Source organism: Mesorhizobium silamurunense (genome assembly GCF_014843905.1).
In the GTDB taxonomy this organism is placed as follows: Bacteria; Pseudomonadota; Alphaproteobacteria; order Rhizobiales; family Rhizobiaceae; genus Mesorhizobium; species Mesorhizobium silamurunense.
On the sequence record NZ_LPVS01000053.1, the window covers coordinates 144,812 to 170,476 of the forward strand.

Consider the following 25,665-nt stretch of genomic DNA (forward strand, 5'->3'; position numbering starts at 1 on the left):
CGAAAGCAGGAAGCAGGACGGAGCCTTGCGCAGCCGGGCCGGCTGGTTCATCCGCGATGGCAGCACCTTCATCAGCGCTTGCGGCGGCACTGGCAACCGCGAACGCGCTGAAAAGCGGCTCGCCAGTTACATCACCGAAAAGTACCAGCCAGTCCGCGAGCGCGGTCGTGATCCCGCTACCGTCGCGATAGCAGACGCCGTTAGTGTTTACCTAACAGACGTCGCGCCCAATCACGGTCCGCCAGCACCTTTGCCGTTTGTACGGTCGATGGTCATGTGGGGGTCCTTTTGGGTTCGTTTAGGATAGTCCATATAAAGTACCATAGTACTATATTCGATACATAAGTAGCAATAGGGGACTGCAATGGGTTGCGAAAGTTTTTGGCGGAGAATGTTCGGATGACCGAATCCGAGTGGGAGCGGTTGATAAGCGGCGTGTTGAAGGCCGAGCTGAAGCTCCAAGGCCTGAGCTATACCGACTTAGCCGAGAAGTTGGCAGCCATCGGGGTCGAAGAGAAAGTGCCCAACATCCGCAACAAGCTATCGCGCGGGCGCTTCACTGCCGTCTTCTTCGCGCAGTGCCTTAAGGCGATAGGGTCGAAGAGGCTGAAGCTCGACTGAAAGTGAGAGGGGCCTGGCCGACCGTTGGGCCTTCCTGCGTCATCTGAAGCCTGTTCGCAGCAGTCTATGCCAAGCCGGCCTTCGCCGGCCCCAAGCGGTGCTCGCCTACCTTTCGCACTACACTCAGCGGGTCGCCATCTCGAACTGCCGCCTGATCGCCTGTCCTGCCGCGTGGGTTCCACCGCATCCGTCGCTATGGGCTGCTCTCCGGCTCCGCCCGCAGGGCCAGCCTCGCACTCGCGCGCGAACTGCTGAACGTCGCTCCGCCGGAAGACGACACTCCGGAAGAACCAGCTAACGTCCGCCCGCGTTGCCCTTGCTGCGGCGGACGCACGGTCATCATCGAGACGTTCGAACGGTGGAGGGAGTCGCGGACCGCCGAACACAAGGGCGACCAACCGGACAAGGCATCATGACCCGGCATGGCCCGTTTGCCCACACGACCGCGCCACGATCGAGCGTTCAACGGGTGTACGTCGCTGTGTCGCCAGTCGCGCGGCACGCGGACCCCGTCAGAATCACCGCGCAGTCCCTGCGACCTGGCCCGGAAATCCCGTACGCGACATGCCGACTGCACCCTATGCGGAAGTTCGCGACAGGCGCTGGCACGCCCCGAAACACAAATCCCCATAACTCACCACGGGCGGCCCGCGGGTTCCTGCATCAGAGACCTTCGTACGCCTGACAGCACCCGAAACCCTTCAGCATTCTAAGACAATCGATTGCCAGCATCTCGATGTTATATACCGAGCAGCGGGTATACTTTTCAACCATTCTGTGGGGATATCTGTGGGGTAGCCGAAGTGTCAAATCGCTAACCCATTGTTTTTTCTGGTCGGAGTGGCAGGATTTGAACCTGCGACCCCATCGTCCCGAACGATGTGCGCTACCAGACTGCGCTACACTCCGTGACCAGACGGCGGGCTTATAGCCGCCGCTTTCCGATCCTGCAAGCGCCAATGGCTACTTGTGTCGCATTTCGCCGGCTTTCACCAAGGTTGTCTGGAAGGCATGGGATTTAGCCATCGGGTAAAGACCGGCTTAAAGGCTTTTATGATAAGCCGCAGGCCCATAAATCGGCATTCCGGTCCCCCTTGGAGTTTCCACCATTGCCCCTGACGATTGTTGGCGAAGCCCGGCCCAACAGCTTCGAATTCGAGACCTCGGCGCTGATCAAGGCGTCGGGCTTTCGCGAATATGACGCGCGCTGGTGGTTCGGCCATCCCGGCTCGACGAAGGCGCCGGAGCTCAATTTGATCGGCGTCCAGGCGCTCGGCATGGGTCTGGGCACGCTGATCCGCCGCCTGGGTGCCGGGCAGGACATCGTCACCGGCCATGATTTCCGCTCCTATTCGCTATCGATCAAGCTGGCGCTCGTTTCCGGTCTGATGGCGGCGGGCGCACGCGTGACGGATATCGGCCTGGCCCTGTCGCCCATGGCCTATTTCGCCCAGTTCGCGCTCGATACGCCTTCAGTCGCGATGGTCACCGCCTCGCACAACGAGAATGGCTGGACCGGCGTCAAGATGGGTGCGGCGCGGCCGCTCACCTTCGGCCCGGAAGAGATGAGCGCGCTGAAGAGGATCGTGCTCAACGCAGACTTCGACCTCGCCGGCGGCGGCGCTTACGAATTCGTCTCCGGCTTTCGCGAAACCTATCTCGACGATCTGACCAGGGGAAAGCGGATATCGAGAAAGCTCAAGGTGGTCTGCGCCTGCGGCAACGGCACGGCCGGCGCCTTCGCGCCGGAAGCGCTTGCACGCCTCGGGTGCGAGGTGATCCCGCTCGATGTCGAGCTCGACCATGGCTTTCCGCGCTACAACCCGAATCCAGAGGACATGCAGATGCTGCATGCCATCAGCGAAAAGGTGCTGGAGACCGGTGCGGATGTCGGATTGGGCTTCGACGGCGACGGTGATCGCTGCGGCGTCGTCGACAATAAGGGCAACGAGATCTTCGCCGACAAGGTCGGCGTCATGCTCGCGCGCGACATCTCCAGTTTGCATCCGGGCTCGACCTTCGTCGTCGACGTCAAATCGACCGGACTGTTCGCTACCGATCATGTGCTCAAGGCGAACGGTGCCATCGCCGACTACTGGAAGACCGGCCATTCCTACATCAAGCGCCGCGTCACCGAACTCGGCGCCGTCGCGGGCTTCGAGAAGTCCGGCCATTTCTTCTTCAACCCGCCGATCGGCCGCGGCTATGACGACGGGCTGATCACGGCGATCGCCGTCTGCCAGATGCTCGACCGCAATCCGCAACGATCGATGGCCGATCTCTACCGCGCGCTGCCGCTGACCTATGGCACGCCGACCATGTCGGCGCACTGCGCCGACGAGGTGAAATACGGCGTGGTCGAGCGCGTCGTGGCCGATTTCCAGGCGATGCGGCGCGATGGCGATGATTTCGCCGGCCAGAAGATCGCGGCGCTGATCACCGTCAATGGCGTGCGTGTCGTCGCCGAGGACGGCACCTGGGGTCTGGTGCGCGCCTCCTCCAACAAGCCGGAGCTCGTCGTGGTGGTGGAGAGCCCGGTGTCGTCCGACCGGCGTCGGCAGATGTTCGAAGCCGTCGACGCCGTGCTGCGCCGCAATCCGGAAATCGGCGCCTACAACCAGACTTTTTAGCGCAGCGATCGAACGGTCAGCCGGCGGATGGAGCCCGTTCGAGGGCGCTCCAATCGAACGCTTTCGCCCAATCGGCAAAACTGTGCCAGCGCACCTCCGGGAAATCCTTGCGCAGAGCAGCGATGTCGACGTCGTAGCCGACGCGGTCGAACCATTCGAACATCGCAGCCGCATCCTCGCTCTGCTGGCGGGCCACGGCGATCGGGATTTCCTGATAGGTGATCGGCCGGCCGATAGCCTGTGACAGGATCCGCGCCTGCTCTTCGCCTGACAGCTCATCGCCTGCGAAATCGAAGCGCCTGCCGAACACGCTTTCACGCCGTTCGGCCAACGCCGTGACGAAGGCGCCGATATCCGCCAGCGCAACCAGTTGCAGAGGCCGTTTGGCGGGTAGCGCGAAGGCCTGGATGCCTTGGCTGAGCGCGCCGATCGACCATGGCGCGACGGCATTTTCCATGAAGGCGACCGGCGCACTGATCGTATGGGGAATGCCGAGCCCGGTGATGTGCCGCTCGACCAGATATTTGCTCTCGAAATGCGGGATGCCGGTCTTCTTGTCGGCGTCGGCGACAGAGGAATAGATCAGATGCCCGATGCCGGCAGCTTTCGCCGCGTCGGCGGCAATGATGCCCTGGCGGGTCTCCTCTTCCATCCCTGCCTCGTAGCTATTGCCCATCAGGAACATGGTGTCGACGCCCTTTGCTGCGTCGATAACCGAAGCCGCGTCGGCGAGATCGCCGGCAACAATGTTCGCGCCCGCCGATGCCAGTAGCCGGGCAGCATCGCTGTCCGGCCTGCGCGTCAGCGCTTTCACGCTGTGGCCCCTCGAAAGAAGGGCGCGCGCGACGGCGCCGCCCTGTTGGCCCGTCGCGCCGGTGACGAGAACGGTTCGTTTGCTGGTCATCTATCTGCTCCTTCGGTTTGCATGGAGCAAAGTTAGGGACTGTCAAATTGATGCATAATTGCCTATAATTGAGAAACTTTGTCCCATTGATGAATACAATGTTTGACCTTAACGACGTCGTCGTCTTCGCTCGTGTTGTGGAAGCCGGAAGCTTCACCGCAGCCGCGCGGCTGCTCGCCATGCCCAAGACGACGGTCAGCCGCCGTGTGGCCGCGCTCGAGCGCGAGGTCGGCGTCCGCCTGCTGCAGCGCACGACGCGCAGCCTCAGCATGACGGATGCCGGCCGCCTCTATTACGAGCAGAGCAGCCAGGCGCTGCGCACGATCGAGGAAGCAAATCTGCGTCTCGCCGAGGCAAGGGCGGAACCGACAGGCACCATCCGCATTTCTGCGCCCGTCGGTTTCGGCCCTTATTTTCTCAATCGTGCCGTCGTCGACTTTCTTGAGATGTACCCAAAAACCAAGGTCGAGCTTCGCCTCACCGACGAGAGGCTCAATCTTGTCGAGGATGGGATCGATGTTGCTTTCCGCACCGGGGTGCTCGAGGACTCGACCTTGATCGCCCGCAAGCTCGGCGCCACGCACAGACTGCTCTGCGCCAGTCCGGACTATCTGGCGCGCAATGGAGCGCCGGGCATGCCGGCGGACCTAGCTCGCCACGATTGCGTGATTGCCGGCCCTTCGGCGGTCAGCGCCCACTGGGTGCTGGACGGGCCGGATGGGCAGGAGACGGTCACAGTGACCGGACGCTTCGCTGCCAACGAGATGCAGGCGGTCGTCACCGCCGCCCTTGCCGGTTACGGCATCGCTCAAATCCCCAATGCAATAGCCGAAGGGCTGATAAGCGAGCGGCGGCTGCGCCGGGTTCTCGGCAGCCATACCACGCCTGCCGGCGGGCTTTATGTCCTTTATCCGAGCAGCCGCCATCTTTCGCCCTTGGTCAAGGCCTTTATCGATCTGGCAGCTGAGCGAATTTCCACCCGGTAAACACCGCTTAAAGCATCTGTGCTACCGGATCGGCCAACTTTGAGCGTGAGACCCGAATGAGCCAGCGCATCGTCAGTTTCGTCATGAGCGGCGGCGTCGGTTCGCGGCTATGGCCACTGTCGCGCGAGGACAATCCCAAGCAGTTCCATGACCTCTCCGGCGATGGCTCGATGCTGGCCAAGACGTTGCGCCGGCTAGCGGCTCGGCCCGAGGGCGAGACGCCGATCTTCCTGATCGCTTCGGAGCGCCACGCCGAGCGCGTCCATGCCGACCTTGCCGGCCTCGATCTCGCCGGCGGCGGTCCGCTTTTCGAGCCGACCGGGCGCAACACGGCGGCAGCCGTGGCGCTGGCGAGCCTGCGCACGCTCTCCGAATTTGGTGACGAGCTTGTTCTGGTGGTGCCCTCCGACCACGAGATCTCCACCGCGCGCCAGTTCTGGCAGAGCATTGAAGCGGGCGCTGCCGCTGCCAGTGCCGGCCGCCTGGTGGTGTTCGGCATCAAGCCGACGCAGCCCGAGACGGGCTATGGCTACATCGAAGTCGCCGCCGACCGGGACGGCGTGTTCGACGTCTCGCGCTTCGTCGAGAAGCCCGATCTTGCCACCGCGCAGACCTATCTCGATGCCGGCAATTTCTACTGGAACACCGGCATCTTCCTGTTTCGCGCCGGCGCCATGCGTGATGCCTTCGCCGCCTTCGAGCCGAACATCTGGCAGGCGACAGAAGTCGCCTATCACGCGGCGACCAGCGATCTTTCCGGCCTCTACATCCCGCTGGAGCTTTATTCGGCGATCCCGTCGACCTCGATCGACTACGCCATCATGGAGCGGGCCAAGGACATCGCCATGGTGCCGGCCGGCTTCCGCTGGAACGACCTCGGTTCCTGGCAGTCGCTGCTCGATGTCGGCCCGTCCGACAACAACGGTAATGTCATCCTCGGCGATGTCGTCGCCATCGATTGCGAGAACTCCTACATCCGCAGCGACGGCCGCCTGCTTTCGGCCATCGGCATGAAAGACGTCGCCATCGTCTCGACCGCCGACGCCACTTTCGTCGCGCCGGTCAGCCACAGCCAGCACGTCAAGAAGATCGTCGAGCAGCTGGAGAAATCCGGCCGGCTGGAAACGAGGTTCACGCCGGCGCATGACCGCGTCATCGAGAGCGGCGCCTGGCGGCGGCGCGTGCGCCACTGGCTGTTCGAGGAGACGCTGCCTTTGTGGTCGACCATCGGTGTCGACGATCGCCATGGCGGCTTCCATGAAGCGTTGGGCTTCGACGCCACGCCGCTGATGGAGCCCAAGCGCATGCGCACGCAGGCGCGCCAGGTCTATGCTTTCGCGGTCGCCAAGGAGCGCGGCTGGGACGGCCCCGCCGATCGGCTGATCGCGCATGGCATCGACTTCATGGCAGGTCGAGGTCGCACCGACAAAGGCGGCTGGGTGCGCACGCTCAACATCGACGGCTCAGTCGCCGATCCGGTCGAGGACGCCTACGACCATTCCTGCGTGCTGCTCGCGCTGGCGCACGCCCATATGTCGGGTCATCCCGAAGCCTTGCGGCTCGGCGAAGAGACCTTCGCCTTTCTCGACGCTCATCTTGAGGACAGCCGCATGACTGGCTTCCTCGAAACGTCCGACGGCGAGGGCGAGCGTCGCTCCAACCCGCACATGCATCTGCTCGAGGCTTTCCTTGCCTGGCACAAGGCCACCGGCGAGCGCGCCTATCTGCGCCGCGCCGCGCGCGTCATCGACCTCTTTCGCAGCCATTTCTTCGACGCCGAAAGCTGGACGCTGGGCGAGTATTTCGACGACGGCTGGAAGCCCGTGGCGGGCGAGAAGGGCGCCTGGACCGAGCCCGGCCACCATTTCGAATGGGCCTCGCTGCTCGTCGATTTTGCCGCCCGCAGCGGCCAGGCCGAGCTTACCGGCTTTGCCCGCAAGCTCTATGCCTCCGCCGTCGCCAACGGTCTCAACCGCGCCACCGGCCTTGCCTACGGCGCTGTCTCGCGCCAGGGCCTGCCGCTCGACCGCGTGTCGCGCAGCTGGCCGCAGGCGGAAGCGGTGAAGGCGGCGATCGCGCTCGACGGCTCGGGCGGGCCGGACGTCAAGCCCGAGATCGAGGCGCGTGTCGGCCGCCTCTTCCGCTGGCACATCGACCCGGCGCCGCTCGGCCTGTGGATCGACCGCATCGACGAGCGCGGCCGGTCACTGGCGACCGACGTGCCGGCGAGCATCTTCTACCACCTGGTCTATGCGCTGACGCAGTATCTGGACGGGACCGCGGAGAAGGGGTGAGGCGTCGAAGCTGCCAATCTCCCCCCTTGCGGGGGAGATGCCCGGCAGGGCAGAGGGGGGTGCTGTCCCGCCGACGTCCGTAATTTGTCAATCCTTCAGTAAGGCGCTGCCACGTCCCCGGTCTCGACATAGACCGCCTTGAGCTGCGAATAATGCGCCAGTGCTGCCAGCGAATTCTCCCGCCCGATCCCTGACTGCTTGACGCCGCCGAAGGGCATTTCCACCGGCGTCAGATTGTAGGCGTTGATCCAGCAGGTGCCGGCCTGCAACTCGGCGATCACCCGATGGGCGCGCGGCAGGTCGCGCGTGAACACGCCTGCCGCCAGGCCGAATTCGGTGTCGTTGGCGCGCTCGATCACTTCGTCCTCGCTGTCGAACTTCAGCACGCTCATCACCGGCCCGAATATTTCCTCGCGAGCGATACGCATGCCATCGGTGACATTGGTGAACACCGTCGGCTCGATGAAGAAGCCGCCCTCGAAGCCTTGCAGCGACGGCACGTTCCCGCCGCAGGCAAGCGTCGCCCCTTCCTGCTTGCCGGCGCCGATGTAGGAGACGACCTTGTCCTGCTGCGCCTTGTTGACCAACGGCCCCATATGCGTTTCCGGATCGAGCGGATCGCCGATGCGGATCTTCTTGGTGCGCTCGACCAATCGGTCGACGAAGCGGTCATGCAGGCCCTTCTGCACGAAGACCCGCGTGCCGTTGGAGCAGATCTGGCCGGTCGAATAGAAATTGCCGAGCATGGCGCCGCCGATGGCGTTTTCGAGATCGGCGTCGTCGAAGACGATCAGCGGCGACTTGCCGCCGAGCTCCATCGTCGCATGCTTCATCTTCGAGCCGGCAAGCGAGAGTACCTTGCGGCCTGTCGGCACCGAACCGGTCACCGAAACTTTTGCCACGACATCATGTCCGACGAGGCCGGCGCCGACATCGCCATAGCCTTGCACCACGTTGAACAGCCCGTCGGGCAGGCCCGCTTCGCTGTAGATCTCGGCCAGCGCCAGCGCTGAAAGCGGCGTGTTCTCCGATGGTTTGAACACCATGGCGTTGCCCATGGCCAGCGCCGGCGCCGACTTCCAGCCGGCGATCTGGATCGGATAGTTCCAGGCGCCGATGCCGACGCAAACACCGAGCGGCTCGCGCCTTGTATAGGCAAACGGTCCGCCGAGATCGATCATATCGCCGTTGAAGGCGGCGACCGCGCCTGCGAAATATTCGAGGCAATCGGCGGCCGAAGGCGCGTCTGCCACCAGCGTCTCCTGGATCGCCTTGCCGGTGTCGAGCGTCTCGATGCGGGCGAGATCGGTTTTGCGGGCGCGCAGGATGTCGGCGGCGCGGCGCAGGATGCGGCCGCGCTCGACCGGCTTCAGCCGCGCCCAGGCCGGCTGCGCGGCGCGTGCGGCCTCGATCGCCAGCTCCAGCACGTTCGGCGTCGCCGAATGCAGCGTGGCGATCGTCTCGCCCGTCGCCGGATAGATCACCGGCAGCGGCGCGCCGCCCTCGTCCTCGATATAGCGGCCGTTGACGTAATGCGATGCCGTCGGTTGGGCGCGCATGGCGGTTCTCCACTTCTCTTCGAGGGGCAGGGCGACCGCCCGGATCATGCGCTATCTGTCGGCCACCTGCCAGCGCGGATTGATCCATGGTTCCTGGTTGGACGGTGCCAGCGGCGTGCGGCCGAGGATGTGGTCGGACGCCTTCTCGCCGGTCATGATCGAGGGCGCGTTGAGATTGCCGTTGGTCACCCGCGGGAAGATCGAGGAGTCGGCGATGCGCAGGCCCTCGATGCCGATCACCCTGCATTCCGGATCGACGACGCTCGTCAGGTCGTCGGCGCGGCCCATCCTGCAGGTGCCGCAAGGGTGGTAGGCGCTCTCGGCATGGTCGCGGATGAAGGCGTCGAGCTCGTCGTCGGTCTGCACATGGTTGCCCGGCGAAATCTCCTTGCCGCGGAAAGCATCGAAGGCTTTCTGGCCAAAAATCTCGCGCGTCAGGCGGATGCAGTGGCGGAACTCGCTCCAGTCGTCCGGATGCGACATGTAGTTGAAGCGGATCACAGGCTTCGCTTTCGGGTCCGGCGAGCGCAGCGTCACCGAGCCGCGAGACTTGGACCGCATCGGCCCGACATGCGCCTGGAAGCCATGCGACTTCGCCGCCGCCTTGCCGTCGTAACGCACTGCGGCGGGAATAAAGTGATACTGGATGTCGGGATAATCGACGCCGGCCTGCGAGCGCACGAAGGCCGCGGCCTCGAAATGGTTGGTCGCGCCGAGGCCGGTCTTGAAGAACAGCCATTGCGCGCCGATCATCGCCTTGGAGAAGGGGTTGAGCACGGAGTTCAACGTGATCGGCTTGGTCGCTTCCTGCTGGATGTAGAGCTCCAGATGGTCCTGCAGATTGCTTCCGACGCCCGGCCGGTCGGCGACGACCTTTATGCCGTTTTCCTGCAGGTGCGCGCCCGGGCCGATGCCGGACAGCATCAGGATCTTCGGCGAATTGATCGAGGATGCCGCCACGATCACCTCACGTCGCGCCTTAACGACCTGAATCTGTTTGTTAGCTTCGATCTCGACACCTATGGCGCGTTGATTCTCGATCACCACACGTCGGGCGAAACCTTTGACCAGACTCACATTCTTTCGCCTGAGAGCCGGCTTCAGATAGGCATTCGCGGCCGACCAGCGGCGCCCGCCCAAAATGGTCTGCTCCATCGGCCCGAAGCCTTCCTGCTTCGATCCGTTATAGTCGTCCGTCAGCTCGAAACCGGCCTGGCGGCCGGCTTCCATGAAGGCACCGTAGAGCGGATTTTTGCGCGTGCCGCGCTGCACATGCAGCGGGCCGCTCTTGCCCCGCCAGCCGTCCTCGCCGCCGTCGGAATCCTCCATGCGCTTGAAATAGGGGAGCACGTCGGCGAAGCCCCAGCCGGCAGCACCTTGTTCAGCCCAGTGGTCGAAGTCGCGCGCATGGCCGCGCACATAGACCATGCCGTTGATCGAGGACGAGCCGCCGATGACCTTGCCGCGCGGCGTGGCAAGCACGCGGCCGCCGAGATGCGGTTCCGGCTCGCTGGCAAAACCCCAGTCATAGAGGCTCATGTTGAGCGGGATCGACAGCGCCGACGGCATCTGGATCAGCGGTCCGATATCGGTGCCGCCGAACTCGATGACGATCACCGAATGCTTGCCGTCTTCCGACAGCCGGTAGGCCATGGCCGAGCCGGCCGAGCCGGAGCCGATGATGACGAAATCCGCTTCAAGCATTGTTCATATGCGCCATAAAATCGGCCAGCGAGACATTGCCGCCGGTAGCCACAACCAGGACGGTCTTTCCCGTCACGTCGACTTTGCCCCCCAACAGAGCAGCGAGCGATGCCGCGCCCGAGGGCTCCAGCACCAGCTTCATCCGCTCGAATGCGATCTTCATCGCACGCCGCACCGCGGCGTCGTCGACGGTGACGCCGCGCACGCCGGCGGCACTCACCGCGGCGAAGGGCGCCTCGCCGGGCTTCCGCGCCATCAGCCCGTCGCAGATCGATTTCGGTCCGATCGGCATGGTCTCGATCGCGCCATGCGCCAGCGACGAGCCCATGCCGTTGAAGCCTTCAGGCTCGACGGCGATGATCTCCGTCGTCGGCGACAGGTAGTGGAAGGCGAGCGAGACGCCGCCGATCAGCCCGCCGCCGCCGACCGAGCAGAACACGAGATCGGCGTGAGCCTTCTTCGCCGCCAGCTGGTCGAGCGCTTCCAGCCCGGCGCCGGCCTGGCCGGCGACGATCTCGGGATCGTCGAAGGGATGCAGCAAGGTGAGGTACTCGGTCTCGGCGATCTCGCGCGCCTTGGCGGCCGCCACTTCCTCGCGGGCGCGATCGCCGTGATCGGTCAGCACCACCCGCGCGCCATAGCCGGCCGTGGCATCGCGCTTGGCGGCGGGCGCGTCGATCGGCATGACGATGGTGACGGGAATGCCGAGCGCCTGTCCGGCGGCCGCCAGCCCTTGCGCGAAATTGCCGGAGGAATAGGCGACGACGCCTTTCTTCGCTACGTCGGGCGACAGCCGCTTCAGTCGCCAATAGGCGCCGCGCACCTTGAAGGAGCCCGCCCATTGCAGCGACTCCGGCTTGACGAAGACGCGCGCCGCGCCCGTCTCCCTGGCGAGGGCGGCCGTCTCCAGCAGCGGCGTCACCTGCGTCGCCGTCGAGGTTGCGGCATAGGCCTGTTTCAGGTGGTCGAGGGTAGGGACGAGAATGTCAGCCATCATTCGCCTCGCGGATACCGTTTGCTCTCCTCGAGATTGTCGAGGTTCATGTGATTGCGCATGTAACGTTCCGATGCCTTCTGCAGCGGCTGGAAGTCCCAGGGGTAGTAGGCTCCGTTGCGCAGCGCCGGGTAGACCACCCAACGGCGCGCCTGGCTTTCGCGGACTGCGGCGTCGAAGCCGGCCATATCCCAGCGCGCCCGGACCTTGTCCATGAAAGCGGCCACCAGGGTGGCGTTCGCCGGATCGTCGGCCAGGTTGTCGCGTTCGAGCGGATCGGCTTCGAGATCGAACAGTTGCGGTGCGTCGAGCTCGCAATGAACGAACTTGTATTTGCCGTCGCGAATTGCGACTAGCGGCGCATATGAGCCTTCGGCGGCATATTCCATCAGCACCGGCGCGGTGCGTGCCTCGCCGCCAAGCAGGGGCAGGAGCGACTGGCCGTCGGTCCACGGCGTGATTGCCGCAATGTCGATGCCGGCGAGGTCGCAGAGCGTCGGCGTCACGTCGAGATTGGAAACCGGCGCCTCGATCAGGCCGGCCGGCACGCCCTTGCCGGCGATCATCAGCGGCACGCGCGCGGAACCCTCGAAGAAACTCATCTTGAACCACAGGCCGCGCTCGCCCAGCATGTCGCCGTGATCCGAGCAGAACAGGATGGTGGTGTCGTCGAGCATGCGGGTGCGCTTGAGAACGTCCAGAAGCTCGCCGAGCTTGTCGTCGACATAGGAAATATTGGCGAAGTAGCCGCGCCGGGAACGGCGCACCTGCTCGGGCGTGATCTCGAACGACGTATAATCGCTGGCGCGGTAGAGCCGCTGCGAGTGGGTATCCTGCTCGTCATGCGGGATGAACGGCGTTTCGGGATCGAGCGCCTGGCAGTTCTCGTAAAGATCCCAATACTGCTTGCGCGCGACATAGGGATCGTGCGGGTGGGACAGCGAAACGGTAAGGCACCAGGGCCGGCGGTCCGCATCGTCCTGCTCTCGCGACAGCTGGTAGAGCTTTTGCGTGGCGAGGAAGGTGACCTCGTCGTCATATTCCATCTGGTTCGTGGTCTCGGCGACGCCTGCGCCGGTGACCGAACCCAGATTGTGGTACCACCAGTCGATGCGCTCGCCGGGCTTGCGGTAGTCCGGCGTCCAGCCGAAATCGGCGGGATAGATGTCGGTGGTCAGCCGCTCCTCGAAGCCGTGCAACTGGTCCGGTCCGACGAAATGCATCTTGCCGGAGAGGCAGGTATAATAGCCAGCGCTGCGCAGGTGATGCGCGAAGGTCGGGATCGAGGAGGCGAATTCGGCCGCGTTGTCGTAGACCCTGGTGCGCGACGGCAATTGGCCGCTCATGAACGAGGCCCGGCCGGGCGCGCAGAGCGGCGAGGCCGTGTAGTTGTTGGCGAAGCGCGCCGAGCGGGCGGCCAGCGCCTTCAGATGCGGCACGTGCAGGAAATCCGCCGGGCCGTTTGGGAAGAGCGTGCCGTTGAGCTGATCGACCATGACGATCAGGAAATTGGGCCGTCGGGTCGTCAAGGCAGGCTCCGTCCGTTGAGCTTGGTTTCGAGATAGTCTTCGATGAGCGCGATCGCGGTCTGCGCGTTGGGCACGCCGTCCTTCAGCGCGCGCCGGATGTAGAGCCCGTCGATCAGCGCTGCCGTCGCTTCGGCGACGCGGTCCGCTTCGGCCTTCGGCAGGATGCCGGTCAGCCCGCTCATGAGGTTGGAATTGAGCCGCTTTGCATAGACGCGCAGCAGCCGCCGCAGGGCGGAAGACTGCTGCGCCTCGACATAGAAGGCGAGCCACGCGGCGATGATTTCGGCCTGGAACTGCTCGTCGGAGAAACTGACGGCGACCACGGCCGAGACGCGCTGGCGCGGGGTCGTTGCAAGGCGCAGCGCGCGCCTTGTGTCGGTGTTGAGTTCGGCAAGGATGTGCCGCATCGTCGCGAACAGCAGCTCGTCCTTGGCGCCGAAATAATGATGCGCCAGCGCCGACGACACGCCGGCGCGCCCGGCGATCTCCGACATCGTCACGTCCAGCGAACCGCGCTCGCCGATCGCCGAGATCGTCGCGTCGATGAGCGCCTTGCGGCGCAGCGGTTCCATTCCGATTTTCGGCATTTGGGGGATCCGGTTTCCGGCGAGATTATTTTTTATTGACGGATCAATCAATAAAAAAATCGACACTGGGATCAACCGATCGTGTCGCTCTGGCCCATCGTAAAGACTGGAAAAAAGTTCACTATTGAACAATATTGAATCACGTGCCGCGGCTGGATCGTGCTAGGCTGCGCGGCAAATGGAGGCTGCCATGACCGCATGCATCGTCGGCTGGGCGCATTCGCGCTTCGGCAAGCTCGAGGGCGAGACGCTGGAGGGCCTGATCACCAAGGTCGCCGTGGACGCGCTCGACCATGCCGGCATCGGTCCGGACGATGTCGACGAGATCGTGCTCGGCCATTTCAATGCGGGCTTTTCGCCGCAGGATTTCACCGCGAGCCTGGTGCTGCAGGCCGACGACCGGCTGCGCTTCAAGCCGGCGACGCGGGTCGAGAATGCCTGCGCCACCGGCTCGGCCGCGGTGAGACAAGGCATCCGCGCCATCGATGCCAGCGCCGCCCGCATCGTGCTGGTGGTCGGCGCCGAGCAGATGACGACCACGCCCGGCCCGGAGATCGGCAAGAACCTGCTCAAGGCCTCCTATCTGCCCGAGGATGGCGACACGCCGGCCGGCTTCGCCGGCGTCTTCGGCAAGATCGCCCAGGCCTATTTCCAGCGCTATGGCGACCAGTCGGACGCGCTTGCCATGATCGCCGCCAAGAACCACAAGAACGGTGTCGACAATCCTTATGCGCAGATGCGCAAGGACTTCGGCTACGAATTCTGCCGCCAGGAAAGCGAGAAGAACCCCTTCGTCGCCGGTCCGCTGAAGCGCACCGACTGCTCGCTGGTCTCGGACGGCGCGGCGGCGCTCGTGCTCACCGATACAGCGACCGCGCTCAAGATGCGTCGCGCCGTCACCTTCCGCGCCAACGAGCATGTCCAGGATTTCCTGCCGATGTCGAAGCGCGACATCCTTTCCTTCGAAGGCTGCGAGCGGGCCTGGGAGCAGGCGCTGAAGAAGGCCGGCGTCACGCTCGACGATCTCTCCTTCGTCGAGACGCATGACTGCTTCACCATTGCCGAGCTCATCGAATACGAGGCGATGGGGCTGGCCAAGCCCGGCGAGGGCGCGAAGCTCGCGATGGAGGGCGTAACGGCCAAGGACGGCCGCCTGCCGGTCAATCCCTCCGGCGGGCTGAAGGCGAAGGGCCACCCGATCGGCGCCACCGGCGTGTCGATGCATGTGCTGACAGCCATGCAGCTTACCGGCGAGGCCGGCGGCATCCAGGTGCCGGGTGCAAAACTCGGCGGCATCTTCAACATGGGCGGTGCTGCCGTCGCCAATTACGTTTCCATCCTCGACAGGATTCGCTAGAAGCAGCCCGCATTCCGCGGGAGAAAACATGGCAAATCCGGTTCTGGTCGAGGTCACGCGCGGCGCGATGGTCGAAAGCGCCCATCGCGGCGCGGTCTCTGTTTTCGATGCCGACGGCAAGTCCGTCTGGGAGATCGGCGACACGGAACGCCCGGTGTTTCCGCGCTCGGCCGTGAAGGCGATCCAGGCGCTGCCGCTGGTCGAAAGCGGCGCGGCTGACGCTTATGGCTTCGGCGACCGCGAACTCGCACTGGCCTGCGCTTCGCACTCAGGTGAACCGGCCCACGTCGAACTGGCCACCGCGATGCTCGCCAAGGCCGGTCTCGATAAAACAGCGCTCGAATGCGGCGCGCACTGGCCGTCGAGCCACGGTGCGACGATTGCGCTGGCTCGTGCCGGTGGCGCGCCGAATGCGCTGCACAACAACTGCTCCGGCAAGCATGCCGGTTTCCTGTGCACCTGCGTGCATTCCGGCATCGCCCATGGCGGCTACGTCAAGGCCGGCCATGCGCTGCAAGAGATGGTGCGCGACGCCATGGAATCGGTGACCGGCGCCGCTCATGACGTCGACCACTGCGGCACCGACGGCTGCTCGATCCCCACCTATGCCGTGCCGTTGAAGAGTTTTGCGCTGGGCTTTGCGCGTATGGCGACGGGCAGGGGCTTTGCGCCCGAACGCGCCAAGGCGGCGAAGCGGCTGCTCTCGGCCTGCATGGCCGAGCCGTTCCTGGTGGCCGGCACCGGCAAGGCGGATCTCGCGCTGATGCAGGCCGCGCCGGGCCGCATCTTCGTCAAGACCGGGGCCGAAGGCGTCTATTGCGCGGCACTGCCCGAACTTGGCCTCGGCATCGCTTTGAAATGCGACGACGGCGCCGGCAGAGGGGGGGAGGTGATGATCGCGGCGGTGCTCGCAAAACTGCTGCGCAGCGACGAAGCGCTCGCGGCAAAGCTCACCGGACTCGCCCGTCCGCCGGTCGAAAGCCGCATCGGCGCCAAGGTCGGCTCGCTGCGGCCGACGTCGGTTCTGACCTAGCGCGGACAATGCGACACGCATATGCTGTAGCGGCCTCCCCGGCGGACAGTTATCCCTTCTGAGCCATCTTCAGCGACAACACCAAAGTCATCGGATTTTTGGGGGAAGCCTGGAAGCCGTAGTGCTCATAAAACGCTTTGGCTTCGTCCGATATGGCATGAACCAAGAGACCGCGAATGCCGAGGATGGCTGCCGCTTGACCGGTCCGCAGCACCGCGTCCTGCAAAAGAGCGACGCCCAGACCCTTTCTCTGCCAGCTTAGATCGACACCCAAACGGCCAAGTACAGCCATGGGCACAGGATCGGGCATATTGCGTCGGATCGAACCGGGCGCGTCCGCCAGGTCAAGTCCGCCTGATGAAAGGCAATAATAACCGACAACGCGCGCGCTTTCTGCAATCACATAAGTTCTGGACGCTCCGCTGACTTGATTGGCGCGCGCCCGCCGTCGAAGCCATTGATCCAGGCTGTCGGTTCCGCTTTGAAAAAGGTCGAGTTCGTGACTATCGGCAAGAAGGGCTGGTGCCGATAGCATCAGTCCCGCCAAGGCTTGGGCGCATTCATCAGGCGGGAAAATCCTTCGCCGCTCGGTGGCCGATCGAGGATATCGAGATAATGCTGATAGCTTTCGGCATCGACCTTGACGAGCGTCTGGTCGAGCAGCGTGTCTTCGGCTGCACGGTAAGCGGCGTCGATCATGAAGTCGGAGCGGGTCTTCCCGCGTATCTTCGCGGCGCGATCGATCAGGATGCGGACATCCTCACGGATGCGCAGATTGACGAGCTTGGCGTGGGTGTCCTGGTTTTTCGGTGCCATGGCAATGAATCCTTCCGTCATCGATATAGCATATTTGCATACACAATGTGTATCTAAGTCGAGGCTGCCAATTTACGGCTAGGAGGCGAGAAGGATTGGCATCCGCAACCGACTACGCCGAATCCGTAATTGCTGACAGACGAGGTTGCCGCCAAAGATCCAGGCGCACATTATCGTGCCTGTGGCCTAGCTCACCTTGTTGCGCTCGACGGTCAGATGCGCATAACCCGTATCGCTTGACCGGGCGAGATCGCTGGTCACCGGGTCGGCCCAGCGCTGGCCGATGATGGCGCCGTTCGGTGCGCCGTCGATGACATTGTCGGAGATGACGGCAGTGCCGGAGCCTTCGACGACGCTGACGACGATGCCCGTGCCCGCCTTGCGGATGATGTTCCCCGTCGCCACCACATTGCGCAGATAGGGCCCCCAGCCAAGCAGCATGCCGTAGAGCGGCGCGTTCTCGACCACATTGCCGGAGACGGTGGTGTCGGCCTCGGCGCTGATGCCGACGCCGAAACCCGGCGGATCGGCGGTGTAGGGGCCAGTGGTCGAGAGGTTGCGCACGATATTGTTCGAGCACACTGCCATGCGGCCGCCCTCGTTGAAGTTGACTATCGAGATGCCGTTGGCAGCGCCGTCGACGAGATTGTTGCTGAGGATCGCGCCTTCGAAGGAGAACTCGGAATAGATCCCCGTTTCGCCCGAGCGCGAGCAGGTGTTGCCGGTGATCTGCAGATTGCTGGAGCTGTTGGCGCGGATCGCCGAGAAGGCGCAGTCCGAGACGATGTTGCCGGAGACGATGACATTGCCGGCCCGGAAGGCGTTGATGCCGTTGCCGTTCTGGCCGGTGCCGCCGCTCCTCGCGCCGATACGCTGCACGCGGTTGCCGCTGACGATGGTGCCATCCTCCGCCTGTTGCCAGCGATGCACCAGGATGCCGCCATTGGCGCAGTCGGACACGGTATTGCCCGAAATCTCCAGCCCGCCGGCCTCGACCGAGTAGATGCCGGCGTCCGCAGCACCGGAAATGTCGGAGCGGCCGACGCGGCCGGCGACATGCTCGAGCGCCAGTCCGTTCTTGCCGCTGCCCGTCACCTGGCAATTGTCGATGGCGAGATGGGCGACGCGGCGCAGATCGAGCAGCCCTTGCGTATAGTCGGCCAGCCAGCGGTTGCTGCCGTCGAGCACCAGCCCGCTGAGCTCGATATGCTCGGCCTGTTCGGCCATCATCAGGTGGCCGTTGCCGCCATAGACGATGCGGGTCGCGCCGGGCACGCCCGACAGGCGCACGCGCGCGGGCAGCTTCAGGTTGGAGACGAGATAGGTGCCGGGCGGCAGGAATATCGGCGCGTCGCGGTCGCTGGCTTCAGCGAGCATCTTGGCGAAGGTCTTGCTCTGGTCGTCCAGCGCGCCAGGCTGCACGCCGATCTCGATGGCATTGATCGAGCCGCGCATCGCGGTCTTCTCGATGCCGGGCAGCATCTTCGCCGACGCCTTGCCGGCAAAGAGACCGACGGCAGCGAGGCCGGCGGTCTGGGCAAGCAGCGTTCGTCTGTTCAACATCGGCACAGGTCCTGGCGTTTGCCTGATCTGTCGCAGGATTCGTGCCAGGCTGGTTCCCAGGCAAATCGCTTGTGCAGTTGTCGCGCCGGGCCTAAGTTCATTGCATGAGCAGAGCTTTCACGCGCGAAGAAGACAGCGAAAATGCCATCGCCGGCGTCGGCGAACGGCCGATCAGTTCGCACCGCAATCTGGTGACGGAGCGGGGGCTGGCGATGATCGAGGAGAATCTCGCGGATCTCCGCGATTTGATGGCCAAAGCCGAAAGGCGCGGCGACCGCGAGCGCCTTGCGGTGGTGTCGCGCGACCTGCGCTATTGGACCGCCCGGCGCGAGAGCGCCGAGCTTTCCGTGCCGGAGCCGGGCAGCGACGTGGTCCGCTTCGGCATGGGCGTCACGCTGGAAGGCGACGACGGCAAGAAGGTGCATTGGCGGATTGTCGGCGAGGACGAGGCCAACCCTTCGAAAGGAAGCATTTCCCACGTCTCACCAATGGCTGTGGCGTTGTTCGGCAAGAAGGTCGGCGAGGTCGTCAAGGTCAACGGCAAGGAATGGGAAATTGCCAAGCTCTCGGACAAGGCCGAGAACTAGTTCCCTAGCACAGAAATTTTGACCGGTCGGCTATGCTTGCGTTGGCAGGTCGCATGCCTTGGAGATTGGCCGAAACGCCCAACCCGTCGCCATCCTTGGGCGGAGCGGGAAGCGAAGCGTACCGCGTAGACCCAAGGATCCATGCCGTGACTTCAGAGCGCTGCTGCGATGCAGAATTCTGCTCCGCTGCACCCTTCGGTCAAGGTTACGGCATGGATCCCAGGGTCTCCGCGACGGAGCTGAGCTCCTGCCTCGCCCTGGGATGACGAGGTTGGGGAAGCTTCAGCTAATCTCCAGCGTTCGCTGATTTCACGGAAACGAACGGTGAAAATCTTGCCTGCCGACAGGTCTGCAACCTTTCAAAATCCCTGTGTCGACGAATTAGGCGGTAGCGTCTACTTTGCCAGCTTCTGCAATCCGACCGAGTATTTGTCCATGACATCGCGAGCGGCTCTCATCTGCCGCTTGAAGTTGTCATGCGCCGGCCTCACAATGATGCCGCCGTCAGTTTCGATGATCTGAAGCTGATCGCCCACCTGAAGATTCAAGCTGTCCAGCATTTCCCGTGGCACGATCACGGCTCCTGATCCGTCATCGAGCTTGTGAATGTTCGTTTTCACGGATGGCTTACCATTGGTTGCAGTAATTGCCATAATACAACCTTATCCGTAGTGCAATGTTCAGTCAGCCGCCAACAACCGATCCATCAGCCGGTCCGCCGCCTGTGGGATGACGGTTCCCGGCGGGAAGATTTCCGCCGCTCCAGCCTTCAGCACCGCGTCATAGTCCTGCGGCGGGATGACACCGCCGGCGACGATCAGCATGTCGCCATGGCCGAGTTTCTTCAGAGCGTCCTTGAGCTCGGGGATCAGCGTCAGGTGCCCGGCGGCGAGCGATGACGCGCCGATGATGTCGACGCCGTGTTGCACCGCCAACTTTGCGATCTCGTCCGGCGTCAGGAACATCGGCCCGACGGTGACGTCGAAGCCGAGGTCGGCGAAGGCGCTGGCGATCACCTTCTGGCCGCGGTCATGCCCGTCCTGGCCCATCTTGGCGACCAGGATGCGCGGCTTGCCGCCCGTCTTCTTCTCGAACGCCTCGATCTTGTCCTTGAGCCGGTCGACCGTCGGATTGTCGCCGAGCGCGTCGCGATAGACCCCGGAGATGGTCTGGACGGCGGCCGCATGGCGGCCGAACACCTTCTCCAGCGCCAGCGAGATCTCGCCCACGGTGGCGTTGGCGCGCGCGGCGCGGATCGCGAATTCCAGCAGGTTCTCGCCGCTCTCGGCAGCGCGGGTGAGGGCGGCCAGCGAGTCCTCCAGCGCCGCGACGTCGCGCGTGCCTTTCAGCCTCTGCAGCTTCGCCAATTGCCGGGCTTTCACCTCGGCATTGTCGATCTTCAGCACATCGACTTCGATATCGGCTTCCGGGCGATGCGCGTTGACGCCGACCAGCACCTGCTCGCCGGAATCGATGCGCGCCTGGGTGCGCGCGGCTGCTTCCTCGATGCGCAGCTTGGGAATGCCTTTCTCGATCGCCGCCGCCATGCCGCCGAGGCTTTCGACCTCCTCGATATGGGCGAGCGCGCGGGCCGCCAGGTCATGCGTCAGCCGCTCGACATAGGCCGAGCCGCCCCACGGATCGATCATTCGCGTGGTGCCGGATTCTTTCTGCAGGATGAGCTGCGTGTTGCGGGCGATGCGCGCCGAATGGTCGGTCGGCAGCGCCATCGCTTCGTCGAAGGAATTGGTGTGCAGCGACTGCGTATGCCCCTGCGTCGCCGCCATCGCCTCGATCATCGTCCGGGTGATGTTGTTGTAGGGGTCCTGCGCCGTCAGCGACCAGCCGGACGTCTGGCAATGGGTGCGCAGCGACAGCGAGCGCTCGTCCTTCGGCGCGAAATTCTTCTGCATCAGGCTCGACCAGAGCAGCCTTGCCGCCCGGAGCTTGGCGACCTCCATGAAGAAGTTCATGCCGATCGCCCAGAAGAAGGAAAGGCGCGGCGCGAAACGGTCGATGTCGAGTCTGGCGGCGACGCCAGCGCGTGCGTATTCAATGCCGTCGGCGATCGTGTAGGCGAGCTCGAGGTCGGCGGTCGCGCCGGCCTCCTGCATGTGGTAGCCGGAGATCGAGATCGAGTTGAACTTCGGCATGTGCCGCGAGGTGTAGGCAAAGATGTCCGACACGATCCGCATCGATGGTTTTGGCGGATAAATGTAGGTGTTGCGGACCATGAACTCCTTCAGGATGTCGTTCTGAATGGTTCCCGCCAGATCCTTTTGCTCGACGCCCTGTTCCTCTGCCGCCACGATGTATAAAGCCATGATCGGCAGCACCGCGCCGTTCATCGTCATCGACACCGTCATCTCATTGAGCGGGATGCCGTCGAACAGTTGCCGCATGTCGAGGATGGAATCGATCGCCACGCCCGCCATGCCGACATCGCCGGCGACGCGCGGATGGTCGCTGTCATAGCCGCGATGGGTGGCGAGGTCGAAGGCGACCGAAAGGCCCTTCTGTCCGGCGGCGAGGTTGCGCCGATAGAAGGCGTTGGATTCCTCGGCCGTCGAGAAGCCGGCATATTGCCGGATCGTCCAGGGCTGCTGGACATACATGGTCGGGTAGGGGCCGCGCACGAAGGGCGGCAGGCCGGGATAGGTATCGAGATTGGCGAGCCCCTTGAGATCGCCCTGGCCGTAAAGGTGTTTTACGGCGATGCCTTCCGGCGTCATCCGCTGGCCTTTGAGCTCGACCGGTGCGCGGCGCGGCGCCGACCAGCCGATCTGGCTGAAATCCGGGATCATGATCCGGCTCCGATCGACTGATCGATGCGCACTGGAAACAGCGGCTCGCATACCGCCACGCCCTCTGTCAGCGCGGGCCGGCGTTCGGCCGTCAATGTCTCGACCGGGCGCTCGCTGCCGGCGCGGAAAAGCGTCGTCCCGATAATGCCGCGTTCACCGGCCCGATAGGCGGCATTCCGCTTCGCGGCGGCCGTCTGCACGCGGTTCTGGATATAGCCCTGCTGCAGGCTGTTGAGCACGCCGCCCTCGGCCTCGATGCGCTGGAATTCTTCCCAGGCCGCGGCGCAAAGCTCGTCGGTCAAAGCCTCGACGGCGCCCGAGCCGCTTGCCGGATCGGCCACGTGATGGAGATGGCTCTCATGCGCCATGATCAACTGCGCATTGCGGGCGACGCGGCGAGCAAAACCGGCGGGCAATCCATGCGCAATGGTATGCGGCAGGATCGAGACGGAATCGGCGCCGCCGGTCGCCGCGGCGAAAGCGGCAACCGCGGTGCGCAGGATGTTGGTTTCCGGGTCTGCCATCGCCATCATGCGATAGGAGGTCTCGGCGTGGACGTTTGCCGTCGAGGCCGGGATCGAGCAGGCTTCCTGGATCCGCGCCCAGAGCGTGCGCAACGCCCGCACCTTGGCCATCGACAGGAACTGGTCCTGGTCGACGCTGAGGGCAAAGCCGATATAGGGCGCGGCATAGACCAGCGGCTGACGCGCCTTCTCGAACATCCTGAGATAGGAGACGGCTGACGCCATCATCGTGCCGAGTTCCTGCGCTTCGGTGGCACCGGCATTGTGGAAGACTCGGCCGTCGGCTTCGAGCAGCGCGCCCGGCACGCCCATCGAGAAGAAATGCGCCAGCGACTGCGGCATCGATTCCTGCAGCGCCTCGATCGAGGTGCGCAGCCGCCCGGTGCCGGCGAAGATCGCTGCCGGGTCGATGCCGAAGGAAAGGTTGAGCTTCGTCGGATCGGAGCGGCGCCGCGTCAGGAAGGCGAGCAGCCAGTCGGCCACGGCGCGGCTCCACGGATGCGCATCGATACGCACCTGCATGCGATTAAGCGGTACGCCGTCGAGCACCGTTTCCAGCGCCTCCGCCGTTCTGGGCAGGCCGTAGCCAAAAGCGTTCGGCGCGCCCTCGAAGACCAGCGACAGGCCGGTCGCGCCCTCAGCGATGTCCTCCAGCGCCTGGGCGCTGGCGCGGGCGATGTCCGGATCGTCGACGCGCTGGCTGACGATCCAGGGCGATTTCGGATTGGTGCGCACCAGCGGCTCGGCGCTGGCCGAGCGTTCGCTGAGCGGCTGGATTCGGATGCCGTCGTCGGTGTGCGAAACGAGCTTCTCCTCGAACGAGCCGCCGGCAAGCGCCTTTTCCGCCAGCGCCAGCCAGCGCTTGGCATCCGGGTTCGGAAGGTCGACATCCCTGGTCAAGGCGCCGGCGCCCATCGCACTCCTCATTTTCCCGTTCGCATCAGCCGGTCAAGCCAATCTAGGGCGCTGCGCCGGATATCACAATGCGGCATCCGTCGCGGCCGCCTTGCTGGCCGCTAGCCGATTGCCAAACATGCGCAAAATCCGCAAGCTTCGAAAGCTCAATTTCGGTTGCGGCGTCAATTTCGATGTCGGCCATTGCCGCTCGCCCATAGCGTTACTATACCTCGAACGAGGCTCGGGCTTTGACGGAACGGATTGCGGAGACTGGACATGGCCGACGACACCAGCATCTTCATCGGCGCCAGCCGCAAGCCTGACGATTCCTATCAGCGCGCCGAGGAGCTGCTGCTGCGCTACGGCAACCGCCACGGGCTGATCACCGGCGCCACCGGCACCGGCAAGACGGTCAGCCTGCAGGTCCTGGCCGAGGGCTTTTCCAACGCTGGCGTCCCGGTCGTCTGTGCCGACATCAAGGGCGACCTTTCCGGCATCGCCATGATGGGCGAGGCGAAGGACTTCCTGGTCAAGCGTGCCGAGCAGGTGAAGCTCGATCCTTACCAATTACAGGAATTCCCGGTCATCTTCTGGGACCTGTTCGGCGAGCAGGGCCACCCGATCCGCGCCACCATCTCGGAAATGGGGCCGCTTCTGTTGTCGCGGCTGATGAACCTCACCGAAGCGCAGGAAGGCGTCATGAACATCGCCTTCCGCATCGCCGACAAGGAGGGTCTGCTGCTGCTCGACCTCAAGGACTTGCAGGCGCTGCTCGCCAACATCGCCGAGCGTGCCGACGAGCTCAGCGCCCGCTACGGCAATGTCACCAAGCCTTCCGTCGGCGCCATCCAGCGCACTCTCCTGGTGCTGGAACAGCAGGGTGCCGCGAACTTCTTCGGCGAGCCGGCGCTGCGCATAGCCGATCTCATGCGCACCACGCGTGACGGCCGCGGCGCGGTCAGCGTTCTGGCCGCCGACAAGCTGATGATGAACCCCAGGCTCTACGCCACCTTCCTGCTCTGGCTGATGTCGGAGCTGTTCGAGGAACTGCCCGAGGTCGGCGATCTCGACCAGCCGAAGCTGGTCTTCTTCTTCGACGAGGCGCATCTGTTGTTCGAGGACGCGCCGAAGGTGCTGATCGACCGCGTCGAGCAGGTGGTGCGGCTGATCCGATCCAAGGGCGTCGGCGTCTTTTTCGTCACCCAGAACCCGCTCGACATTCCGGAAAAGGTGCTGGCTCAGCTCGGCAACCGCATCCAGCACGCGCTGCGCGCCTATACGCCGCGCGAGCAGCAGGCGGTGCGCACCGCCGCCGAGACCTTCCGGCCCAACCCCGACTTCGACTGCGCCACCGCGATTACCCAGCTCGCCACCGGCGAAGCCCTGGTCTCGATGCTGGAGGACAAGGGTGTGCCCGCCATGGTCCAGCGCACGCTGATCCGCCCGCCGTCGTCGCGGCTCGGGCCGATCACGCCGGCCGAGCGCAGCAAGATCATGGCCGAGAGCCCGGTCGCCGGCCAGTACGACCAGGTCGTCGACCGCGAATCGGCCTTCGAGATCCTGCAGAAGAAGGCGAAGGAAGCGCAGGACGCCGTGGCGCAGGCAAAGCAGGAAAACAGCGGCGGCTCGCGCTGGACCATTCCTGGCTTCGACGATGTCTTGGGAACGGGCAACCGGCGGTCTTCCAACCGCCAGACTGTCGCCGAAGCCGCCATCAAATCGGTGGTGCGTTCGGTCGGCTCCTCCGTCGGCCGCGCCATCGTGCGCGGCATCCTTGGCAGCCTGTCGAGGGGGCGCTAGGGCAATTCCAGGAAAAGTGTGACACGGTTTTCCGTCAGGAATTGCGCCAGAACAAAGAGATAGAGCGTTTCGCCGTTTCCGTGAAACGGTGAAATGCTCTAGCAGCGCCCCGCGACGGCCGACCGCCCCAACCTGGCCGGGTCGGACCGGCGCGGTTGCCATCAAGAGCGTTCATGACCGCCTCGGCCGTTCAACCACTTCGTTCCGCGAATCGAGCGCGCTGCCGGCGCGGAACTCCCAGCGGGGAAACGTCGCGCCTTGCTGCGACGGGGCGCATATTTGTGTCACCCGTTGTTACTCTTTGACGACCAAATCTTACCCCGCGACGATCGCTGAACGTCAGCATCATCTAAACTTTTCGCGAGGGAACTTTTTCCCTGCGGAACCGCAATTTCATGAAATACCGAGCGTGCCAAATCATGGCCTTTGACGTGCAGAAGCCGGGGGGCAAACTCGATAACCGACACCGCATGCGA

At 64.2% G+C, this 25,665-nt stretch carries 21 protein-coding genes, 1 tRNA gene and 1 pseudogene; 9 read left to right on the forward strand and 14 right to left on the reverse strand.

What is annotated here, in order from left to right:
• The first annotated feature begins 399 nt into the window (after nucleotides 1-399).
• The gene (locus AU465_RS15200) at nucleotides 400-621 is read left to right on the forward strand and encodes a DUF6471 domain-containing protein (RefSeq protein WP_192248848.1); all 222 of its coding nucleotides are present in this window, start codon (nucleotides 400-402) and stop codon (nucleotides 619-621) included.
• A 13-nt stretch (nucleotides 622-634) separates the two neighbouring features.
• Nucleotides 635-1,023 (forward strand): annotated as a pseudogene (locus AU465_RS38035) (transposase); the annotation flags it as partial.
• 430 nt (nucleotides 1,024-1,453) lie between these two features.
• On the opposite strand, the gene AU465_RS15210 reads toward AU465_RS38035, so the two are convergent.
• A tRNA-Pro gene (locus AU465_RS15210) sits at nucleotides 1,454-1,530 on the reverse strand.
• Nucleotides 1,531-1,730: 200 nt separating this feature from the next.
• Here AU465_RS15210 and AU465_RS15215 point away from each other — a divergent pair.
• On the forward strand, nucleotides 1,731-3,251 hold the full coding sequence (locus tag AU465_RS15215; RefSeq protein WP_192248851.1) for a phosphomannomutase/phosphoglucomutase: 1,521 nt from the start codon (nucleotides 1,731-1,733) through the stop codon (nucleotides 3,249-3,251).
• A 16-nt stretch (nucleotides 3,252-3,267) separates the two neighbouring features.
• On the opposite strand, the gene AU465_RS15220 is transcribed toward AU465_RS15215, so the two are convergent.
• Nucleotides 3,268-4,155, reverse strand: coding sequence for an NmrA/HSCARG family protein (locus AU465_RS15220; RefSeq protein WP_192248855.1), 888 nt, complete (start codon nucleotides 4,153-4,155; stop codon nucleotides 3,268-3,270).
• A gap of 98 nt (nucleotides 4,156-4,253) precedes the next feature.
• Here AU465_RS15220 and AU465_RS15225 point away from each other — a divergent pair, with 98 nt between their 5' ends.
• Nucleotides 4,254-5,141: a LysR family transcriptional regulator gene (locus AU465_RS15225; protein WP_192248859.1), complete on the forward strand. Its 888-nt coding sequence runs from the start codon at nucleotides 4,254-4,256 to the stop codon at nucleotides 5,139-5,141.
• A gap of 56 nt (nucleotides 5,142-5,197) precedes the next feature.
• Nucleotides 5,198-7,435 (forward strand): mannose-1-phosphate guanylyltransferase/mannose-6-phosphate isomerase, encoded by a 2,238-nt coding sequence (locus AU465_RS15230; RefSeq protein WP_192248861.1) that lies wholly within the window; start codon nucleotides 5,198-5,200, stop codon nucleotides 7,433-7,435.
• A 95-nt stretch (nucleotides 7,436-7,530) separates the two neighbouring features.
• On the opposite strand, the gene betB is transcribed toward AU465_RS15230, so the two are convergent.
• Genes betB through betI form a run of 5 tightly spaced genes read right to left on the reverse strand, consistent with a single transcriptional unit; the run spans nucleotide 7,531 to nucleotide 13,808 of the window.
• The gene (betB, locus tag AU465_RS15235; protein ID WP_192248864.1) at nucleotides 7,531-8,994 is read right to left on the reverse strand and encodes a betaine-aldehyde dehydrogenase; all 1,464 of its coding nucleotides are present in this window, start codon (nucleotides 8,992-8,994) and stop codon (nucleotides 7,531-7,533) included.
• A 51-nt stretch (nucleotides 8,995-9,045) separates the two neighbouring features.
• The gene (gene betA, locus AU465_RS15240) at nucleotides 9,046-10,698 is read right to left on the reverse strand and encodes a choline dehydrogenase (protein ID WP_192248868.1); all 1,653 of its coding nucleotides are present in this window, start codon (nucleotides 10,696-10,698) and stop codon (nucleotides 9,046-9,048) included.
• Nucleotides 10,691-11,695: a threonine/serine dehydratase family protein gene (locus tag AU465_RS15245; protein ID WP_192248871.1), complete on the reverse strand. Its 1,005-nt coding sequence runs from the start codon at nucleotides 11,693-11,695 to the stop codon at nucleotides 10,691-10,693. Before AU465_RS15245 ends, betA begins: the two co-directional genes overlap by 8 nt.
• On the reverse strand, nucleotides 11,692-13,221 hold the full coding sequence (gene betC / locus AU465_RS15250) for a choline-sulfatase (protein WP_192248874.1): 1,530 nt from the start codon (nucleotides 13,219-13,221) through the stop codon (nucleotides 11,692-11,694). The genes AU465_RS15245 and betC overlap by 4 nt, the downstream gene beginning before the upstream one ends.
• Nucleotides 13,218-13,808 carry a choline-binding transcriptional repressor BetI gene (betI, locus tag AU465_RS15255; RefSeq protein WP_192248878.1) on the reverse strand — a complete coding sequence of 197 codons (591 nt, stop codon included), beginning with the start codon at nucleotides 13,806-13,808 and terminating at the stop codon, nucleotides 13,218-13,220. The genes betC and betI overlap by 4 nt, the downstream gene beginning before the upstream one ends.
• 190 nt (nucleotides 13,809-13,998) lie before the next feature.
• Between betI and AU465_RS15260 the strand changes: the two genes are divergently transcribed.
• Both AU465_RS15260 and AU465_RS15265 read left to right on the forward strand, forming a co-directional pair.
• On the forward strand, nucleotides 13,999-15,165 hold the full coding sequence (locus AU465_RS15260; protein WP_192248881.1) for an acetyl-CoA acetyltransferase: 1,167 nt from the start codon (nucleotides 13,999-14,001) through the stop codon (nucleotides 15,163-15,165).
• Between the two features lie 28 nt (nucleotides 15,166-15,193).
• Entirely contained in the window at nucleotides 15,194-16,198 is a 1,005-nt protein-coding gene (locus tag AU465_RS15265; RefSeq protein ID WP_192248884.1) for an asparaginase, read from the forward strand.
• A 49-nt stretch (nucleotides 16,199-16,247) separates the two neighbouring features.
• Here the strand turns inward: AU465_RS15265 and AU465_RS15270 are convergent, their stop codons facing one another.
• The 3 genes from AU465_RS15270 to AU465_RS15280 form a co-directional block, all read right to left on the reverse strand.
• The gene (locus AU465_RS15270; protein ID WP_192248887.1) at nucleotides 16,248-16,733 is read right to left on the reverse strand and encodes a GNAT family N-acetyltransferase; all 486 of its coding nucleotides are present in this window, start codon (nucleotides 16,731-16,733) and stop codon (nucleotides 16,248-16,250) included.
• Nucleotides 16,733-17,014 carry a type II toxin-antitoxin system TacA family antitoxin gene (locus AU465_RS15275; RefSeq protein WP_192248890.1) on the reverse strand — a complete coding sequence of 94 codons (282 nt, stop codon included), beginning with the start codon at nucleotides 17,012-17,014 and terminating at the stop codon, nucleotides 16,733-16,735. Before AU465_RS15275 ends, AU465_RS15270 begins: the two co-directional genes overlap by 1 nt.
• Before the next feature lie 186 nt (nucleotides 17,015-17,200).
• The gene (locus AU465_RS15280; RefSeq protein ID WP_192248893.1) at nucleotides 17,201-18,577 is read right to left on the reverse strand and encodes a TIGR03808 family TAT-translocated repetitive protein; all 1,377 of its coding nucleotides are present in this window, start codon (nucleotides 18,575-18,577) and stop codon (nucleotides 17,201-17,203) included.
• A gap of 104 nt (nucleotides 18,578-18,681) precedes the next feature.
• On the opposite strand from AU465_RS15280, the gene greA reads away from it, so the two are divergent.
• The gene (gene greA / locus AU465_RS15285; protein ID WP_192248896.1) at nucleotides 18,682-19,164 is read left to right on the forward strand and encodes a transcription elongation factor GreA; all 483 of its coding nucleotides are present in this window, start codon (nucleotides 18,682-18,684) and stop codon (nucleotides 19,162-19,164) included.
• A gap of 395 nt (nucleotides 19,165-19,559) precedes the next feature.
• On the opposite strand, the gene AU465_RS15290 is transcribed toward greA, so the two are convergent.
• From AU465_RS15290 to AU465_RS15305, 4 genes are read right to left on the reverse strand one after another with little or no spacing between them, the layout of a single operon-like run.
• Complete coding sequence (locus AU465_RS15290) at nucleotides 19,560-19,817, reverse strand: AbrB/MazE/SpoVT family DNA-binding domain-containing protein (protein ID WP_210325109.1); 258 nt, start codon at nucleotides 19,815-19,817, stop codon at nucleotides 19,560-19,562.
• 27 nt (nucleotides 19,818-19,844) lie between these two features.
• Nucleotides 19,845-21,968 (reverse strand): methylmalonyl-CoA mutase, encoded by a 2,124-nt coding sequence (gene scpA, locus AU465_RS15295; RefSeq protein WP_192248899.1) that lies wholly within the window; start codon nucleotides 21,966-21,968, stop codon nucleotides 19,845-19,847.
• Nucleotides 21,965-23,407: a methylmalonyl-CoA mutase family protein gene (locus AU465_RS15300; protein WP_192248902.1), complete on the reverse strand. Its 1,443-nt coding sequence runs from the start codon at nucleotides 23,405-23,407 to the stop codon at nucleotides 21,965-21,967. Before AU465_RS15300 ends, scpA begins: the two co-directional genes overlap by 4 nt.
• A gap of 43 nt (nucleotides 23,408-23,450) precedes the next feature.
• Nucleotides 23,451-23,591 (reverse strand): hypothetical protein, encoded by a 141-nt coding sequence (locus AU465_RS15305; protein WP_192248905.1) that lies wholly within the window; start codon nucleotides 23,589-23,591, stop codon nucleotides 23,451-23,453.
• 74 nt (nucleotides 23,592-23,665) lie between these two features.
• Between AU465_RS15305 and AU465_RS15310 the strand changes: the two genes are divergently transcribed.
• Nucleotides 23,666-25,189 carry a helicase HerA-like C-terminal domain-containing protein gene (locus tag AU465_RS15310; protein ID WP_192248908.1) on the forward strand — a complete coding sequence of 508 codons (1,524 nt, stop codon included), beginning with the start codon at nucleotides 23,666-23,668 and terminating at the stop codon, nucleotides 25,187-25,189.
• The last annotated feature ends 476 nt before the right edge of the window (nucleotides 25,190-25,665 follow it).